Origin of the sequence: Paludibacterium yongneupense DSM 18731 (assembly GCF_000422925.1) — a bacterium.
Lineage (GTDB): Bacteria > Pseudomonadota > Gammaproteobacteria > Burkholderiales > Chromobacteriaceae > Paludibacterium > Paludibacterium yongneupense.
The window spans coordinates 49,150-62,923 of record NZ_AUGZ01000005.1 but is presented as its reverse complement, the minus strand read 5'-3'; the positions used below and the strand labels follow the sequence as shown (position 1 = coordinate 62,923).

The window sequence follows — 13,774 nt, the reverse complement described above, 5'->3', positions numbered from 1 at the left end:
CTGGCGACGTTTGTATCCCTTGCCTGTCAATTACACCGAGGGTATAAGGATTTAACTGTGGTTAGACCATAAAATGACAATGCCTCGATGGCGTTCGTTTTCTGTGCTTATTTTTTTACAGATTTATATTTAAAAATTTGAGATTTATCTGTCATCATAAATATGATTTAAGAATAGATAAACCACATAAAACGAAAATCACTTTTATGCAATTGCAAACAATCCGTCCGCGTCAGTCTATGCGGGGGGCAGCATGAGCCTTCCTGATATCAATCTGTTGCATGTGTTTGCCGCAGTTTATGAAGCGGGAAGCTTTACCGGCGCTTCGGAACGACTGAATGCGAGCAAGGCGAGTGTCAGTATTGCCATTTCGCGACTGGAGCAGCAGTTGCAAGTGACCTTGTTCCGGCGCACGACCCGTCTTGTTGCTCCGACGCCCGAGAGTCACCGCTTGTACGCAGAGGCACTGCCTCTGCTGCAGGCCCTGCAGGACACGCTGCGTGCCGTGTGCACTCGCTTCGACGAGACCAACGGACGCCTACGCATCAGTGCAACCATCGAATTTCTCGAGCACCGGCTGGCTCCAGTGCTGGCGGCATTCACGCGACGCTATCCGCGGGTGGCGCTCGACGTCCAAGTCTCCGATCAGGCCCGCGACATGGTCAAAGGGGCGATCGACCTGTCCTTTCGTCTGGGCCGCTTGCAGGATTCCTCGTCACGAGCGGTCAAGCTCGAAGATTTTGCCCAGTATCTGGTGGCTGCGCCCGCTTATCTGGATGAAGTGGGGGTGCCCGACTCGCCTGAGGCGCTGACGAGGTATGAGTGGATTAATCTGTCGATTCTTCCTCATTCGCTGACCTGGACGTTTTCTCATCCGCTGGAAGGGCGCAGGGTGGTGCAGATGAGTCAGAAAATGCGAACCGACTCCACTCAGGGCTTGTGTGCCTTGTTGCGTCAGGGCATGGGAATTTCGGTTCTCGACGAATTGAGTGTCGTGGCAGATCTTGCTGCCGGGCGTTTGTGCAAGGTGCTGCCAGAGTGGAGTTTGCCCCATGGTGGAGTGTTTGCACTTTATCCGCCCGGACGCATGGTTTCTCCTCTTAGCAGCCTTCTTGTCAGTTTTTATCGTGACTATTGGAGCGACCGGCAACCGGGCAATGCGATACCCGTCGATTCCGGATTTTGATTATTGGCTTAAGGGTGTTGCAAGCCTGTGCGATGGTATCGCCGCAGCGGCGCCGTCAGTATGGCATTTACTGGCGGCGCCGTTATCGTTTCAGTTTCCATCGGCGCACGGCGGGTCGATATTCGAATGGCGAATCTCATCGCGGCGGAAACAAGCGACGGCATGGTCGTTGATGATGCCTACCGCCTGCAGCCAGGCATGGACGATGGTCGGGCCGACGAATTTGAAGCCCCGCCGCTTGAGTTCTTTCGATATCTGCGTGGAAAGCGCGCTTTGCGCCAGCACCGTCTGGCCATCGCCGGTAAGGGCTTTCCCCCCGCTGAAAGCCCAGCAGAAATCGCTGAAATCTTCGCCGCGATCGCGCATCGCACAGTAGATGCGGGCCCCGGCAATGGTGGCCTCTATCTTGGCACGCGAGCGGATGATGCCCGCGTCTTGCAGTAGACGCAGTACATCGTCTTCGTCGAAAGCCGCCACCCTGTCCGGATCGAAACCGGCAAACGCTTGTTGCAAGGCCGCTCGCTTGCGCAGCACGGTGATCCAGGCCAGACCGGCCTGGAAACCTTCCAGCATCAGCATCTCCCACAGCGCGCGCGAGTCGCGCAGCGGGAGTCCCCACTCCTTGTCGTGATAGGCCTGCATTTGCGCATCCTGGCCCGCCCAGGCGCAACGCGTGGGCATGTGTACATCATTCATGGTCTGCTCCTGTCGGTGTCATCGTGACAGCCCACGATGACGATCGGTGTCGTTCGATGTGCCCTGAAGCCCCTGCCGTCTACTAATGCCAGGACAAGAATCAAAGGGGCCGTCCTGCGGGGCGCACGGCGTCAATTCCTGAAACCCTCTGCGCGGCGGGGGCGACGCCTTGCCGTGGCGAGGGGCTGTCGACGCCGGAGCCCGGTCTGGCTATGGGGGCGCGGGCAGCGGCACAGCGGCTCCGCTCTGTATCTGATTGCACCCGGGCGTCGGGCGCGGTGGAAGGCTCAATCGTCGCGGGTCAGGACTTCCAGCAGTTCGATCTCGAACAGGAGGTCCGATCCCGGCTTGATCAGGGCTCCGACCTGCCTGTCGGCATAGGCCAGCCGGGCCGGTACCCATAATTTACGCTTGCCGCCGACCCGCATGCCCATCAGTCCGAGATCCCAGCCCTTGATCACGCGCCCGCTGCCGATGACGCACTGAAACGGTTTGCCATGTGCGTGCGATGAATCGAACTCGGTGCCATCCTGCAGGAAGCCCCGATAGTGGGTGGTGATCAGCGCGCCTTTGACGACCGCCTTGCCCGTGCCGGGCTGCAGGTCGGTCCAGTGCAATTCGTCTTCCATCGATTTCTCCCGGTCGGTCGGCGGGGGGGCGAAGCGGCCTGAACCCGCGAAACGCGGCAATAATATCATGACCCCGCTGCAGCCTCCTTCTTCGATTCGGGTATGCGCACATAGTGAAGGCGCCTTTTCTGTATTGTCGGCGTCACACTGCGGTGCACGGCTGCTATAGTCGTGGCTGCGGCGACGGCTGGCTGTCGCGGCCGTTCGATCGATAGGGTGCCAGGTTCGCTGGAGCGGATTTTGCTAGCCCGTTTTCATCAATTTTACGGGACCGTACCATGAAATGGGGTTTGACACTTTCCTTGCTGTCGGCGCTTGTCTGCAGTACGTACGCACAGGCCGGCATGATCGATGACGTCATCAAGAGTGGAGTGCTTCGGGTCTGTACGCCGGGCGACTACAAGCCATTCAGCTTCGCCCTCGGCGGCGACCGTTACGAAGGGCTGGATATCGATCTGGTCCAGTCCCTGGCGGCGACGCTGCCGGCTCGGGTCGTTTTCGTCAAGACGAGCTGGAACAGCTTGATGGACGATTTTACGGCCGGCAAGTGCGATATGGCTGTCGGCGGCATTTCAGTGACGCTGGAGCGCCAGAAAAAAGCCGCATTCAGCAAGCCGTACATGGTCAACGGCAAAACCCCGCTGGTGCGTTGCGCAGATGCCAAACGCTATCAGAGCGTGGCCGATATCGATAAACCCGGGGTCAGGGTCATCACGAATCCGGGAGGGAGCAACGAGCGCTTCGCCCGCGCTAATTTCAAGACGGCACGCTTGACCGTTCATGCCGAAAACCTGACGATTTTCGACCAGATTCTGGCCGGCAAGGCCGATGTCTTTGTCACTGAGGCCGCCGAGGCCATCGTGCAGCAGCGGCAACGGCCCGGACTGTGCGCCGTCAATCCGGACAAGCCCCTGCAGTACAGCGAGGATGCTTTCCTGCTGCCGCGCAACGATGCTGCGAGCAAGGAGTATGTCGACCAGTGGTTGCATCTGTCGCGCGCGAGCGGAGAGTTCCGCAAGCTCGCCGAACACTGGTTGCGCTAGATGGACCCGGGCGCAGCACCGGCAGCCGGGCTCAGCTTCTGTCCAGCAACAGGCGAAGTCCGAACGCGCCATAGATCAAGGCGGTCGTGCGCGCGACCCGCTTGCGTACCTGCGGTCGGCGCAAGACGCGGGCGAAGCTTGCGCCTCCTGCCGCGTACGACATCATGCCGGCCATGCTGCTCGCAAAGGTGATGGCAAGGATCAGAACCGAGTCCGTGGGCACGAGGTTGCGCGGCAGGAACTGGGGGAAGAGCGCGGCGAAAAACAGGATGCCCTTGGGGTTGGATGCGCCAAGCAGCACGGCATCGAGAAAGAGCCTGCGCTGCGTGCCCGGGGCGGGGCGTACGGTGTCGGGCGGCTCTTGGCCGGTCCGACCGGACGCCTTGAGCGCGCGGTAGCCGCAATACAGTAGATACAGTGCGCCGCCGCAGCGCAGCAAGCCATACAGTTCGCCATAGTGCCTGAGCACGGCGGCCAGGCCGGCCAGAGCGAGTGCCGCATAGACGACGGCCATCAGGCTCACGCCGAAGGCGGCGAGCAGCGCCGGGCGCAGGCCGCGCCGCGTCCCGCAGTCCAGGGCGTAGAACATGGCCGGCCCGGGGGCGGCGGTGGCGGCGAGCATGACTCCGCTGAAGGAGAGGGTGGTCGCAAGGTTCATGATTGCAGTGTCTCCTGTTCTTCGCCCAGTGTGGAGAGCGCATGCTCCAGCCACTCGATTTCTGCGCGTCGGGTAGCGTGTGCCATTGTCAGCATTCCCGCACGGAAAAGCGTGGGTACTGAATGCGCGGGCGGATTGAAAGGCTGCGGATGGTCGAGAAAGTGCCTGCGCCGGCGGAGAATCGCGCGCTGAGCGCCGAGTGGCAGGTAGTGCAGGAAATTGAGCAGGCCGAAGAAGCGGTTGCGGTCGCTGATGTCGTGTTCGCCGGGCCGGGCCAGGGTGGCGAGCAGCTGTTCCCGTCCTGCCGCCGTGAGGCGATATGTCGTGCGCTTGCGCGCGTCGGCGCCGGCTGACGGCGCCGGCTCGATACGGCCGGCGGCAAGCAAGCGCTGCAAGGCCGGATACAGGCTTCCGTCGCTGATCTTGCGGTAATGAGAGGCGAGCGCGGACAGGCGCAGCTTGAGCTCGTAGCCGTGCATGTCGGCTTCGTTCAGAAAGCCCAGAATCAGTGTTTCCAGCATTTTCACGGATGGATATATCGAATCGATGTGTCTATACGATATATCCATCGCGAGGCGATGGCAAGCCTGCCGTCACCAGCGATCTACAACAAGGCGAGGTCTTGCGCTTTAGCGCCGGGGAACACGCTGTCCAGCTGCGACGGGGAAAGTTCGTAGAGGCGGGAGAAGATCCCGCCGAGCAGCGCCCGGTAGTCGTTGAGAACCGGATAGTCGCGGTTTTGCAGCAGATTCGCTGCCGCGACGCGGGTTTGCTCGCCTGCGATGCGCGCGCCTTTGAGCCGGCCGCCGAGTATCCAATAGCAGCTGCCATGTCCATGATCGGTGCCGCGATCCCCGTTTTCACGGAACGTCCGGCCGAATTCGCTGACCACGACGACGACGGTGTCGCGCCAGACCGGACCCATCGCCTCGGCGTATGCCGCCAGCCCCCGTCCCAGTTCGTCCAGCCGTCCCGCCAGGTAGCCGCTGGCCCCCCCTTCGCCGACATGCGTGTCCCAGCCGCCGATATCGACGAAACCCAGGCTGTATCGCTCGCGCATCAAGGCCGCGATGCGGCGTGCCTCCAGTTCGAAGCCCCTGGCAGAGACGGCGTTGCGGCTGGCCGCTGCCATTTCCGCGCTCATGTCGCGCGCGACTTCGTCCCTGACGGCGAAACCGGCGAGCACCGGCCCGGCCAGGGGGGTAGACCGATACATGTCGGCGATGATACGGCTTTGGCGCGGATCCAGCCCCGGTTTCCCTATCTCGCGCAAAGCCATATTCGGGATTTGCCGGGCACCCTGAAAAATCAGCGGCAACTGGTCCGTGAACGACATGGCCTCGCGGCCTCGCAATAGCATGGCCAGGCGATTGAGAAATCCGGATTGATAGTGGCGCGCTCCGGAGAGCGCTTGCCCCGATTCCATGCTGTCCTGGGTCTCGAAATGGCTGCGCGAGAGGTCGTCGTTGCCGGCGAAGGGCAGGAAGGCGAGTTGCCCTGCCCTGAACAGGGGGAGCATGGTTTCGCCCAGAACCGGGTGCAGTCCCCAGTCCGAATCCAGCGGCAGTGCGCCGAGCGGTTCGCTCCCCGGTCTCGGAATGGCGATGGTGGGGCGCGATTCGTAATAGAAATCGCTCGTCACCGGCACCAGCAGATTGCTCGAATCGTAGCCGCCGCGCAGAAAAACAAGCAAGAAGCGCGGGGCTTGTGCGCTTGCTGCCATTAGACGGCCGCAGCAGAGTGCGAGCGGTACGGCGCTCAGCGTCTGTAAGAGTTGACGTCGGTTCATGGCGGGGCTCCTTCAGCGGTACATGAATTCCGGGGAGGCCAGCAAAAAGGTGTTCCACTCCTGTGGCGTTTGCGCCTGCTCCAGCGCGGCGCGCGTTGCCGGTCCGAGCGAGGCTTGCCAGTAGCGGTAGTAGAGGGCGTTGGACAACTGTGGAAACGCCGCGCGCTCGACGGGTGCCGGCCCGGCGCTGCGGAACAGTCCGGCGTTGCCGCTGCCTATGGTTTTGGCAATTTCGATGCGGGTGTTCATCTGCCCCGGGCTGGCCCAGCCCGATGCGGTCAGAGGATATCCTTCAGGGGTGGTGTGGCCGTAGAACGCTTCCCCCATCCGGTTCAACCAGCCGAGCATGGGGTCGGCGTTGAGAATGGTCTTGCCGTCATAGGCAAGGCGCACCGCCGACACCACATAGTGGACCGGATCCTTGAAATCCTTGCCTAGCGAAGCGCGAAACTCGGCCGACTCGAACAGCGTTTGCAAAACGGCGCCGATCTGACCGTCGCTGCTCAGGTAGCGTTGTGCGAGCCGGTCGAGCAGAACAGGGGACGGGGCGTTGCCGGTGAAATACAGCGCGAGCTTGCGGCTGAGGAAGCGGGCCGTGGCCGGATGGCGTGCGAGTCGGTCCAGAACCTCTTCCAGCTCGTCGCTGCCGCGGCCGCGTATCGGATGGCCGAGAAATATCTTGTCGCCATAGTCGTGACGGGCGGGATTGAATTCGACCAGGTTGCGGGACCAGTACTGACTCTGCCAGTCGCGTTTGAGGTGCGGTGGCTGCCCGGCAAGATTGACGCCGAGTCCGGTAAGGATGCGCGCCAGTTCCTGGACATCGTGCTGGCTATAGCCGCCGTTGACTCCCAGCGTATGCAGTTCCATCAACTCGCGTGCGTAATTCTCGTTGAGATGGCCGAGCGCATTCTGGTTGTTGTCCAGATAGACCAGCATGGCCGGGTGGTGCGAACTCAGTTCCAGCAGATCGCGGAACCGACCGAGCGCATGCGAGCGGATCCTGTCTTCGTAGTCCGCCAGCATGAAGCGCAAAGGGCCTTTATATTGATGGACGGAAAAATGATTCAACCAGAACCATGTCATCTGTTCTTGCAACTGCTGCGGCGAGTAGAGGTCGCGCAACAGCGAACGAGTGGCGGTCTCGCGCGCGAGTTGGTTCATATGTTGCTGGTAAGCTTGCTGTGCCGCCTTTTTCTGTCCTTCGTCGCCCATCGCGTCGGCCGTTTTGCGTTGCTCTTCCAGTTCGCTCGCCAGCACGGTCATCGGTTTGCGGCTGATCTCCAGTGCCGCGACCTGGCTTTGTACGGCGGGGGGCAATTCGGCATCCGGCGAGGGGCGCAGTTGGTGCCCAAGGTAAGCGTCGGCGCCTTCGGTTTCTAGCTGACGCAGGCTCGCGCTGTTCGCCCCCCAGCTGAGACGATTGGCGAAGGCGAACGTATCGGCTGCCGGGAGCGGGCGCGGCGGCGTCGCACAGGCACAGAGCGCGGTGGCAAGCAGAATGAGAAGGGTAGACGGACGCACTTCTGGCATGGGGCTCCCTCGCGTGGCGACATGGGCGTGGCAACCATTTCGCCATGGATGACTTATATTGGGGTACCTGTCTGTATTATGACACGCATGTCGAGCGAGGCGTGCAATGCGCGAAGGCAAGGCTGTCCACGGTGGCCGCCAGACCGTAAGATCGGTGTTCGTCCCCTCACGCGCGGGCGGTTGCGCCAGCTTGGCAAGGACAGGAGATAGGAATGCTGGAGCGCAGGGTTTGGCTGGATTTTCTGGCCGTGACATTTAGCGTTGCCTTGTTGGGACTGGGGCTGGGCAGCACGATGCCATTGACTGCGCTCGTGCTGAGCGCACGCGGCTACGGGCCGGATATCATCGGCTGGATGGCGGCAGCGACGGCACTTGGCGGCGCGCTCGCCACCTTCGCTGCCCCGTCGTTGACGCAGGCTCTGGGGCGGCGTCGCGTCATGCTGGCGTGTCTGCTGCTGGCGGCGGCCTCGGTCGTGCCTTTGCAGTACACGTCGTCGCTTGTGGCCTGGTTCGGCCTGCGCTTCGCGTTCGGGATGGCGATGGCCCCCTTGTTCGTACTCGGAGAGGCGTGGATCAACCTGTTGCCGGGCGACGCCGTGCGCGGACGGATCGTCGCCATCTATACCACCTGTTTCACCTCCTGCCAGGTTCTCGGCCCCATTCTGACCGACTGGCTTGCCGCTTACCCCCAGCGCGCTTTCGTATTGTGCGGCCTTGTCTTCCTGCTGGGTGCACCCGGTATTCTGGTCGCGCGGGACGAGCCTCGCGGAACCGGCCTGGCGGATGCCGCGGTCGCACCGGGCGCGAAAGAACATGCCGTTTCCTGGTCGGGCATTGTATGGATGGCCCCGGTCATCATCGTCGCAACGCTTTTTTTTGCCGCTTTCGATACGGTGACGTTCAGCTTTCTGCCCCTGGCGGCCCTTGCCGCCGGTCTGGGGCAGGGGCAAGCGCTGGCGGCGGCCTCGTTGGTGTTTCTGGGGGATGCCACCTTGCAGTTCGCGGTCGGTTGCCTGGCTGATCGCTATGGGCGCCGCCGTACCCATCTTTGCTGCGGCCTTGCCTTGTGCCTGCTGCTGCCTCTGCTACCCGCTCTGATCGGCTGGTCGCCGGCCTGGGAGATCTATCTGTTTGTCTTGGGAGGCGTGGCCGGGGGCGTTTACACTCTTGCCTTGGTCGCTTGCGGCGATTATTTCAGCGGCAAGGCGCTGCTGCGCGCCTCGGGGCTGATCGCCCTGGCCTGGAACGTGGGCAGTTGTGCGGGCGGCGCCGCCACCGGCCTGGTCATGCATCGCTTCGGCCCCCCGTTCATGGTGACGGTGCTGTGGGGGCTGGCGCTGCTGTTTGTTCTGGCGGCTCTCGCCGACGGACGAAGGGCATCCGTCGCCTGCGAAGCGCGCGCCCGGGCCTGATGTCGGCGCGGACGGCTGTCGGGTAGAGGGGGCATGAGGCCGCGGTCCCTGTTCCGGCTGTCGCCGGCTGACAGGGATGGGTAGAATCGGGTTTTGCCCAGTGCAACACAGGAACATCGCATGACTCATTCCGATATCGCCGCCAGCCTCGGGCGGCGCCTGATCGCGCGCGGCGAGAGCGTCGCCACGGCCGAATCCTGCAGCGGCGGGTTGATCGCCGCGGCGCTGACCGATATTGCCGGCAGTTCCGACTGGTTCGGCTTCGGTTTCGTTACCTACAGCAACGAGGCCAAGCAAAAGTTGCTCGGTGTCAGCGCGTCCACGCTGGCGGCCGCCGGAGCGGTCAGCGAGCGCACGGTGCGTGAAATGAGTGCCGGCGCGCTGGCTGTTTCGGGCGCCGACTGGTCGCTGGCCGTATCGGGTATCGCCGGCCCCGGCGGCGGTAGTGCCGAGAAACCGGTCGGCACCGTCTGGTTCGGTCTCGCCCGAGCCGGGGGCGAGAGTCGGGCCTTCCTGCGCCGTTTCGAGGGCGATCGTGCGGCCGTGCGCGAGCAGACCGTCCAGTGCGCTCTCGCCGCGCTGATCGAATGGCTGGACGAAGACGTGGCGATGGCCTGATGCCCGGCCCCGCACGGCTCAGGTGCGCACTGCCATCGCGTGGTCGCGCTCGACATGCGCGAGCCGTGCCGTGCAAGCGGAATGCCATCAGGGGCTCTGCGATGTTTTTCCAGTTGCGTATCGATTCCGGATCGCTCCAGCAGGAAACCGTGATGCCGACATCGTCGCGTGCCGATCCGACGCCCAGAAAGCCGGGCTGCCCGGCGGCGTGCGCAACGACGTGAAAACGACGGCGTAGCAGGGCGTGTCTAGTCGCCGTTTTTTTTCGCGCGCGGGTGCGCCGCATCGTAGACGAGCGCCAGATGCTGGAAGTCGAGGCTGGTGTAGATCTGTGTGGTGGATAGATTCGAGTGGCCGAGCAGTTCCTGTACCGCGCGCAAGTCGCCGGACGACTGCAGCAGATGCGAGGCGAAGGAGTGGCGCAGCATATGGGGATGCAGATGCCGGTCTGCGCCCAGGCGTTCGCCGCAGCGTGCGAGCCGTTTTTCGACCTGGCGCGCGCCGAGGCGCCCGCCCGACAGGGTGGTGAACATGGCCGCGTCGCGGCTGCGGCGCACGGCAAGCCAGGCGGCGATCGCCGTGGCCGCGGCGCGCCCGAGCGGAACGATGCGCATCTTGTCGCCCTTGCCGTGGCGTACGGTGACCAATTCCTGCTCCAGATCGACATCCGCGAGGTCGAGCGCCGTGAGTTCCGTCAGGCGCAGGCCCGAGGCATAGAGTAATTCGAACATGGCCTTGTCGCGCAATTCGAGCGCCGTGCCGGTCGGGAGCGCATCCAGAATCGCGCTGGTGGCATCGACCGGTAGCGCGCCGGGCAAGCGCCTTCCCTGTTTGGGAGCGTGCAGGCCGAGGCAGGGATTGCTCGTGCGCTCGCCTCGTTCGACCAGCCAGTCGCAGAACATGCGCCAGGCCGACAGCATGCGAGCCAGGCTGCGCGCGGACAGCCCCTGCGCGTGCCGAGCCGCGAGTCCGTGCGCGACATCCTGGCGCGTGATGTCGTGCGCGGCGCGCCCGCGCGACTGGCGCTCTAGTTCTGCGACGTCGCGCAGATAGGCCTTGATGGTCAGGCGGCTTTTGCCCCGCTCTTCGAGATGGCGTGCGAACGCGGTCAGATCCCATTGCATACTCAGTCCCAATGCGTGCGTGCCGCCTGCGCCAGCCTTTCCAGCATGTGCAGATCGTGTTCGTTTTTCAGCAGGGCGCCAGCCAGGGGGGGCGGTTCGGTCTTGCCGTGGCGGCGTGCCAGCTCCTCCGGGGGGATGTGCTCGCTGTGCAGCAGGTGGATCCAGTCGAGCAACTCGGAGGTGCTGGGCTTTTTTTTCAGTCCCGGTGCGTCGCGCAAGCCGAAAAAAACCTCGAGCGCCTGTTTGATCAAGGCGGCGTCGATGCCGGGAAAGTGGACGTCGACAATGGCCTGCATGGTGTCGCGGTCGGGAAAGCGGATGTAATGGAAAAAGCAGCGTCGCAAAAATGCGTCCGGCAATTCCTTCTCGTTGTTCGATGTAATGATGATGACAGGCCGCTGGCGCGCACGGACGAACTGCTGCGTCTCGTGGACGAAAAACTCCATCTGGTCGAGTTCGCGCAGCAGGTCGTTGGGGAATTCGATATCGGCCTTGTCGATCTCGTCGATCAGCAGCACCGGCGCGCGTTCCGCTTCGAAAGCGTGCCACAGCGTCCCTTTGACGATGTAGTTGCCGATGTCGGCCACCCGGGCGTCGCCCAGTTGCGAATCGCGCAGGCGCGATACGGCATCGTATTCGTACAGGCCGTGTTGCGCCTTGGTCGTCGATTTGATCGGCCATACGATAAGCTCGCGCCCCAGGCTCTTTGCCACTTCTTCCGCCAGCAGCGTTTTTCCTGTGCCGGGCTCGCCCTTGATCAGCAGGGGGCGCTGCAGGGTAACGGCGGCATTGACCGCGAGCGCCAGCTCTTCCGTGGCGATGTACCCGGCTGTGCCGCTGAATCGCTGCGACACGGTCAGGCTTTCTTGAGGAGCCTGGAACCGATGTCGTCCAGAGTGATCTGCCAGCTGCGCATCATGTGTCGCAGCAGAGTGATTTCCGCTTCGCTGATCTCTCCATCCGATTTGGCGACATGCATGGCAAGGGCACAGGTGACCAGCTGCTTGCCATGGTCGGCCACTTCTTCGAGCATCGTGTCGATGCGTGCGCGATCGATCAGATGTATGACGCCGTCTTGCTCAGCTTCATCGCTGATGTCGTCGCAATAATTGCGCAACACTTGGGTAAATCGCTTGCGGTCTATGCCCAGCAGATCGTAAGCGCGGACTTTTTCCAGCACATCGATGCGGCGCGGATCGATGTCGCCGTCGGTAATCATGAACATGGCGATAAGGCGTGCCATCGCGTCGGGGCTGTTAGTGGGGTAGTTGCGCATTGATCGACTCCTTCTCCTGTTTTGCGTCGGCGAGTCGTTCTAGAAAACGCTCGGGCATCGCTGCGATTTTTTTGGTCGAATAGTTGTAGAACACGATCCCTGTTTTCAATCTTGCCACTTCACGTCCACTGCTGTCATCGACGACGTGATAGACGAGATCGAAACCATGACGTCCGCTGTCGCCAGCTCCGAGCCTGAAGCGCAAGCGGTCACCGTGAAAAGCCTCGGCACGGTAGCTGATGGCCGCGTCGCTCATGATGATGCCGACACCCTCGATATCGAGCTCGCTGTAGCCAAGCGTCTTCAGAAGTCGTAATCTGGCTTCATGTGCAAGTCTTAAGATTGCATCATTTGCCATGTGATTGCCATAATTTATGTCGCCGATGCGGATATCGAGGACGGTTTCGAATGGCAGGTTCTCGGGCAGATCGATCTGGACTCGTGCCATGACGTGGGCTCTCCGTGTAATGGCTCGCAGTCTAGCAGTTTGGTGCGCAGTGTAGGAGTATGTGGTGGTGTTCCGGGGGAGGGGCATCATGCACTTGAAAGCCCCACATCTAGTGGGGTTTTGCTAAACTGGAAGCGACAAGACAAATAACCGCATGCGTCCGGGTGGCGCGCGAGCGGAGTACACACAAGGAGTCGCGTATGTATCAACGTATATTTGTGCCGGTGGACGACAGTCAGACTTCGAATCTGGCGTTGCAGGAAGCCTGCAAGCTGGCGCGGGAAAGCGGTGCCTCCTTGCGCCTGGTTCATGTGGTCGATCTTGCGCAGTTTGGCTGGGGGGGGACCGAGTTTCTCGATGCCAGCGAACTGCAGAAGTCGATCAAAGCGGCAGGAGAACTGGTGCTGGCCCAGGCCGAGGCGCATGCGCGCGAAGAGGGTTTGACGCCGCAGATCAAGATTCTGGAAAGCTGGGGCGACAAGATCGCGACGGTGCTGATGGAAGATGCCAACGAATGGGGGGCGGACCTGCTGGTGATGGGCACCCACGGCTGGAGCGGGCTCATGCACATACTGATGGGCAGCGTGGCCGAAGGGGTGATGAAACAGGCCGATATTCCGGTATTGCTGGTGCGGAGTTCGGGAGAAGAGTAAAACCCGCCGGCGCGGACGGGGGTCCGCGCCGACAGACGGCCATCAGCCGGCGATGGCTTCGGCGCCGCCTTCCTGGGCTTCGAGTTTTGCGCGAACGGCTTTGCGCAGGCTCTTGTACAGGTCGGGATGGGTTTCCTTTAGGTATTCCACGATTTCGAAGTCTTCGCGGCGTACCTTGGACAGGTCGATCTGTTCGACATGGACCAGGCGCAGCAGTTCGCGCACCGGCTTGGGCATGTTGCGACCGCTCTCGTAGCGGGAGCCACCGGACTGGGTGACGCCGATTCGGCTCCAGAACTCCTGTTGGTTGAGGCCGAGCTTGCGGCGGATCTCGCGCGGGTTTGCAATTTTTTCGAAAAGTTTCATGAGTGTTCCTCTCTTAAAGCAATTGCTCTTCTAATTGGTTATCGGCGTGTGTCCGACAATTTAAAAATAGCAAAATAATTCAATGGTATATTTATTTTAAAAAAATTTAGCCCCATCGGGGCTATTATAGGTGGCACTAACGTTGCAAGATGTTAGCAGCTTCTAATTCGTAAGGACAATGGGATGATTTGACGCGGCGCAAACCACGACGAAAAAGAAGGGGTGGCGAGCCCGACCCCCGGCACTTGTACGGTACAGCTTTGGCTGCTTCCTTCCGGACCTGACCAGGTTGGCTGTTGCACAATGCGGGGAGACCCGCCATAGAAGACGAATTATAATGGCG

Annotated in this window: 16 protein-coding genes and 1 other RNA gene; 5 read left to right on the top strand and 12 right to left on the bottom strand. The window is 61.8% G+C overall.

Annotated elements, in window-relative coordinates; all coding sequences use genetic code 11:
• Positions 1 to 253 precede the first annotated feature (253 nt).
• Positions 254 to 1,186 carry a LysR family transcriptional regulator gene (locus G520_RS21200; RefSeq protein ID WP_051228874.1) on the top strand — a complete coding sequence of 311 codons (933 nt, stop codon included), beginning with the start codon at positions 254 to 256 and terminating at the stop codon, positions 1,184 to 1,186.
• A gap of 90 nt (positions 1,187 to 1,276) precedes the next feature.
• On the opposite strand, the gene G520_RS21195 is transcribed toward G520_RS21200, so the two are convergent.
• Both G520_RS21195 and G520_RS0102535 read right to left on the bottom strand, forming a co-directional pair.
• A complete protein-coding gene (locus G520_RS21195; RefSeq protein ID WP_051228872.1) occupies positions 1,277 to 1,882 on the bottom strand; it encodes a DNA-3-methyladenine glycosylase I in 606 nt (201 codons plus the stop codon).
• A gap of 287 nt (positions 1,883 to 2,169) precedes the next feature.
• Positions 2,170 to 2,511, bottom strand: a complete 342-nt coding sequence (locus G520_RS0102535) for an FKBP-type peptidyl-prolyl cis-trans isomerase (protein WP_028534301.1) — start codon at positions 2,509 to 2,511, stop codon at positions 2,170 to 2,172.
• A gap of 278 nt (positions 2,512 to 2,789) precedes the next feature.
• On the opposite strand from G520_RS0102535, the gene G520_RS0102530 reads away from it, so the two are divergent.
• Positions 2,790 to 3,554 (top strand): transporter substrate-binding domain-containing protein, encoded by a 765-nt coding sequence (locus G520_RS0102530; protein WP_036665124.1) that lies wholly within the window; start codon positions 2,790 to 2,792, stop codon positions 3,552 to 3,554.
• 31 nt (positions 3,555 to 3,585) lie between these two features.
• Here the strand turns inward: G520_RS0102530 and G520_RS0102525 are convergent, their stop codons facing one another.
• The 4 genes from G520_RS0102525 to G520_RS0102510 all read right to left on the bottom strand — a co-directional run bounded on the left by G520_RS0102525 (position 3,586) and on the right by G520_RS0102510 (position 7,534).
• The gene (locus tag G520_RS0102525) at positions 3,586 to 4,212 is read right to left on the bottom strand and encodes a LysE family translocator (protein ID WP_028534299.1); all 627 of its coding nucleotides are present in this window, start codon (positions 4,210 to 4,212) and stop codon (positions 3,586 to 3,588) included.
• Positions 4,209 to 4,733 (bottom strand): PadR family transcriptional regulator, encoded by a 525-nt coding sequence (locus G520_RS0102520; protein WP_028534298.1) that lies wholly within the window; start codon positions 4,731 to 4,733, stop codon positions 4,209 to 4,211. Before G520_RS0102520 ends, G520_RS0102525 begins: the two co-directional genes overlap by 4 nt.
• Positions 4,734 to 4,816: 83 nt before the next feature.
• A complete protein-coding gene (locus G520_RS0102515) occupies positions 4,817 to 6,001 on the bottom strand; it encodes a DUF1501 domain-containing protein (RefSeq protein WP_028534297.1) in 1,185 nt (394 codons plus the stop codon).
• Between the two features lie 12 nt (positions 6,002 to 6,013).
• On the bottom strand, positions 6,014 to 7,534 hold the full coding sequence (locus G520_RS0102510; RefSeq protein ID WP_084637421.1) for a DUF1800 domain-containing protein: 1,521 nt from the start codon (positions 7,532 to 7,534) through the stop codon (positions 6,014 to 6,016).
• 212 nt (positions 7,535 to 7,746) lie between these two features.
• Here G520_RS0102510 and G520_RS0102505 point away from each other — a divergent pair, with 212 nt between their 5' ends.
• On the top strand, positions 7,747 to 8,946 hold the full coding sequence (locus tag G520_RS0102505; RefSeq protein WP_051228869.1) for an MFS transporter: 1,200 nt from the start codon (positions 7,747 to 7,749) through the stop codon (positions 8,944 to 8,946).
• A 120-nt stretch (positions 8,947 to 9,066) separates the two neighbouring features.
• Positions 9,067 to 9,564, top strand: coding sequence for a CinA family protein (locus G520_RS0102500; RefSeq protein ID WP_028534294.1), 498 nt, complete (start codon positions 9,067 to 9,069; stop codon positions 9,562 to 9,564).
• A gap of 248 nt (positions 9,565 to 9,812) precedes the next feature.
• On the opposite strand, the gene G520_RS0102495 is transcribed toward G520_RS0102500, so the two are convergent.
• Genes G520_RS0102495 through G520_RS0102480 form a run of 4 tightly spaced genes read right to left on the bottom strand, consistent with a single transcriptional unit; the run spans position 9,813 to position 12,412 of the window.
• Complete coding sequence (locus G520_RS0102495; protein ID WP_028534293.1) at positions 9,813 to 10,688, bottom strand: tyrosine-type recombinase/integrase; 876 nt, start codon at positions 10,686 to 10,688, stop codon at positions 9,813 to 9,815.
• Positions 10,689 to 10,690: 2 nt separating this feature from the next.
• Positions 10,691 to 11,542: an AAA family ATPase gene (locus G520_RS0102490; RefSeq protein WP_028534292.1), complete on the bottom strand. Its 852-nt coding sequence runs from the start codon at positions 11,540 to 11,542 to the stop codon at positions 10,691 to 10,693.
• A 2-nt stretch (positions 11,543 to 11,544) separates the two neighbouring features.
• A complete protein-coding gene (locus tag G520_RS0102485; RefSeq protein ID WP_028534291.1) occupies positions 11,545 to 11,964 on the bottom strand; it encodes a tellurite resistance TerB family protein in 420 nt (139 codons plus the stop codon).
• A complete protein-coding gene (locus G520_RS0102480; protein WP_028534290.1) occupies positions 11,945 to 12,412 on the bottom strand; it encodes an acyl-CoA thioesterase in 468 nt (155 codons plus the stop codon). The genes G520_RS0102485 and G520_RS0102480 overlap by 20 nt, the downstream gene beginning before the upstream one ends.
• A 200-nt stretch (positions 12,413 to 12,612) precedes the next feature.
• Here G520_RS0102480 and G520_RS0102475 point away from each other — a divergent pair, with 200 nt between their 5' ends.
• Positions 12,613 to 13,065: a universal stress protein gene (locus G520_RS0102475; RefSeq protein ID WP_028534289.1), complete on the top strand. Its 453-nt coding sequence runs from the start codon at positions 12,613 to 12,615 to the stop codon at positions 13,063 to 13,065.
• Between the two features lie 42 nt (positions 13,066 to 13,107).
• On the opposite strand, the gene G520_RS0102470 is transcribed toward G520_RS0102475, so the two are convergent.
• Both G520_RS0102470 and ffs read right to left on the bottom strand, forming a co-directional pair.
• On the bottom strand, positions 13,108 to 13,431 hold the full coding sequence (locus tag G520_RS0102470) for a helix-turn-helix domain-containing protein (RefSeq protein WP_028534288.1): 324 nt from the start codon (positions 13,429 to 13,431) through the stop codon (positions 13,108 to 13,110).
• 221 nt (positions 13,432 to 13,652) lie between these two features.
• An RNA gene (gene ffs, locus G520_RS24225) (signal recognition particle sRNA small type) lies at positions 13,653 to 13,751 on the bottom strand.
• Between the last annotated feature and the right edge of the window lie 23 nt (positions 13,752 to 13,774).

Coding starts and splice junctions, on each gene's coding strand:
- G520_RS0102480 (WP_028534290.1), bottom strand. CDS start 12,412: ATGGCACGAGTCCAGATCGATCTGCCCGAGAACCTGCCATTCGAAACC.
- G520_RS0102500 (WP_028534294.1), top strand. CDS start 9,067: ATGACTCATTCCGATATCGCCGCCAGCCTCGGGCGGCGCCTGATCGCG.
- G520_RS21195 (WP_051228872.1), bottom strand. CDS start 1,882: ATGAATGATGTACACATGCCCACGCGTTGCGCCTGGGCGGGCCAGGAT.
- G520_RS0102525 (WP_028534299.1), bottom strand. CDS start 4,212: ATGAACCTTGCGACCACCCTCTCCTTCAGCGGAGTCATGCTCGCCGCC.
- G520_RS0102505 (WP_051228869.1), top strand. CDS start 7,747: ATGCTGGAGCGCAGGGTTTGGCTGGATTTTCTGGCCGTGACATTTAGC.
- G520_RS0102510 (WP_084637421.1), bottom strand. CDS start 7,534: ATGCCAGAAGTGCGTCCGTCTACCCTTCTCATTCTGCTTGCCACCGCG.
- G520_RS0102520 (WP_028534298.1), bottom strand. CDS start 4,733: ATGCTGGAAACACTGATTCTGGGCTTTCTGAACGAAGCCGACATGCAC.
- G520_RS21200 (WP_051228874.1), top strand. CDS start 254: ATGAGCCTTCCTGATATCAATCTGTTGCATGTGTTTGCCGCAGTTTAT.
- G520_RS0102470 (WP_028534288.1), bottom strand. CDS start 13,431: ATGAAACTTTTCGAAAAAATTGCAAACCCGCGCGAGATCCGCCGCAAG.
- G520_RS0102535 (WP_028534301.1), bottom strand. CDS start 2,511: ATGGAAGACGAATTGCACTGGACCGACCTGCAGCCCGGCACGGGCAAG.
- G520_RS0102530 (WP_036665124.1), top strand. CDS start 2,790: ATGAAATGGGGTTTGACACTTTCCTTGCTGTCGGCGCTTGTCTGCAGT.
- G520_RS0102515 (WP_028534297.1), bottom strand. CDS start 6,001: ATGAACCGACGTCAACTCTTACAGACGCTGAGCGCCGTACCGCTCGCA.
- G520_RS0102485 (WP_028534291.1), bottom strand. CDS start 11,964: ATGCGCAACTACCCCACTAACAGCCCCGACGCGATGGCACGCCTTATC.
- G520_RS0102495 (WP_028534293.1), bottom strand. CDS start 10,688: ATGCAATGGGATCTGACCGCGTTCGCACGCCATCTCGAAGAGCGGGGC.
- G520_RS0102475 (WP_028534289.1), top strand. CDS start 12,613: ATGTATCAACGTATATTTGTGCCGGTGGACGACAGTCAGACTTCGAAT.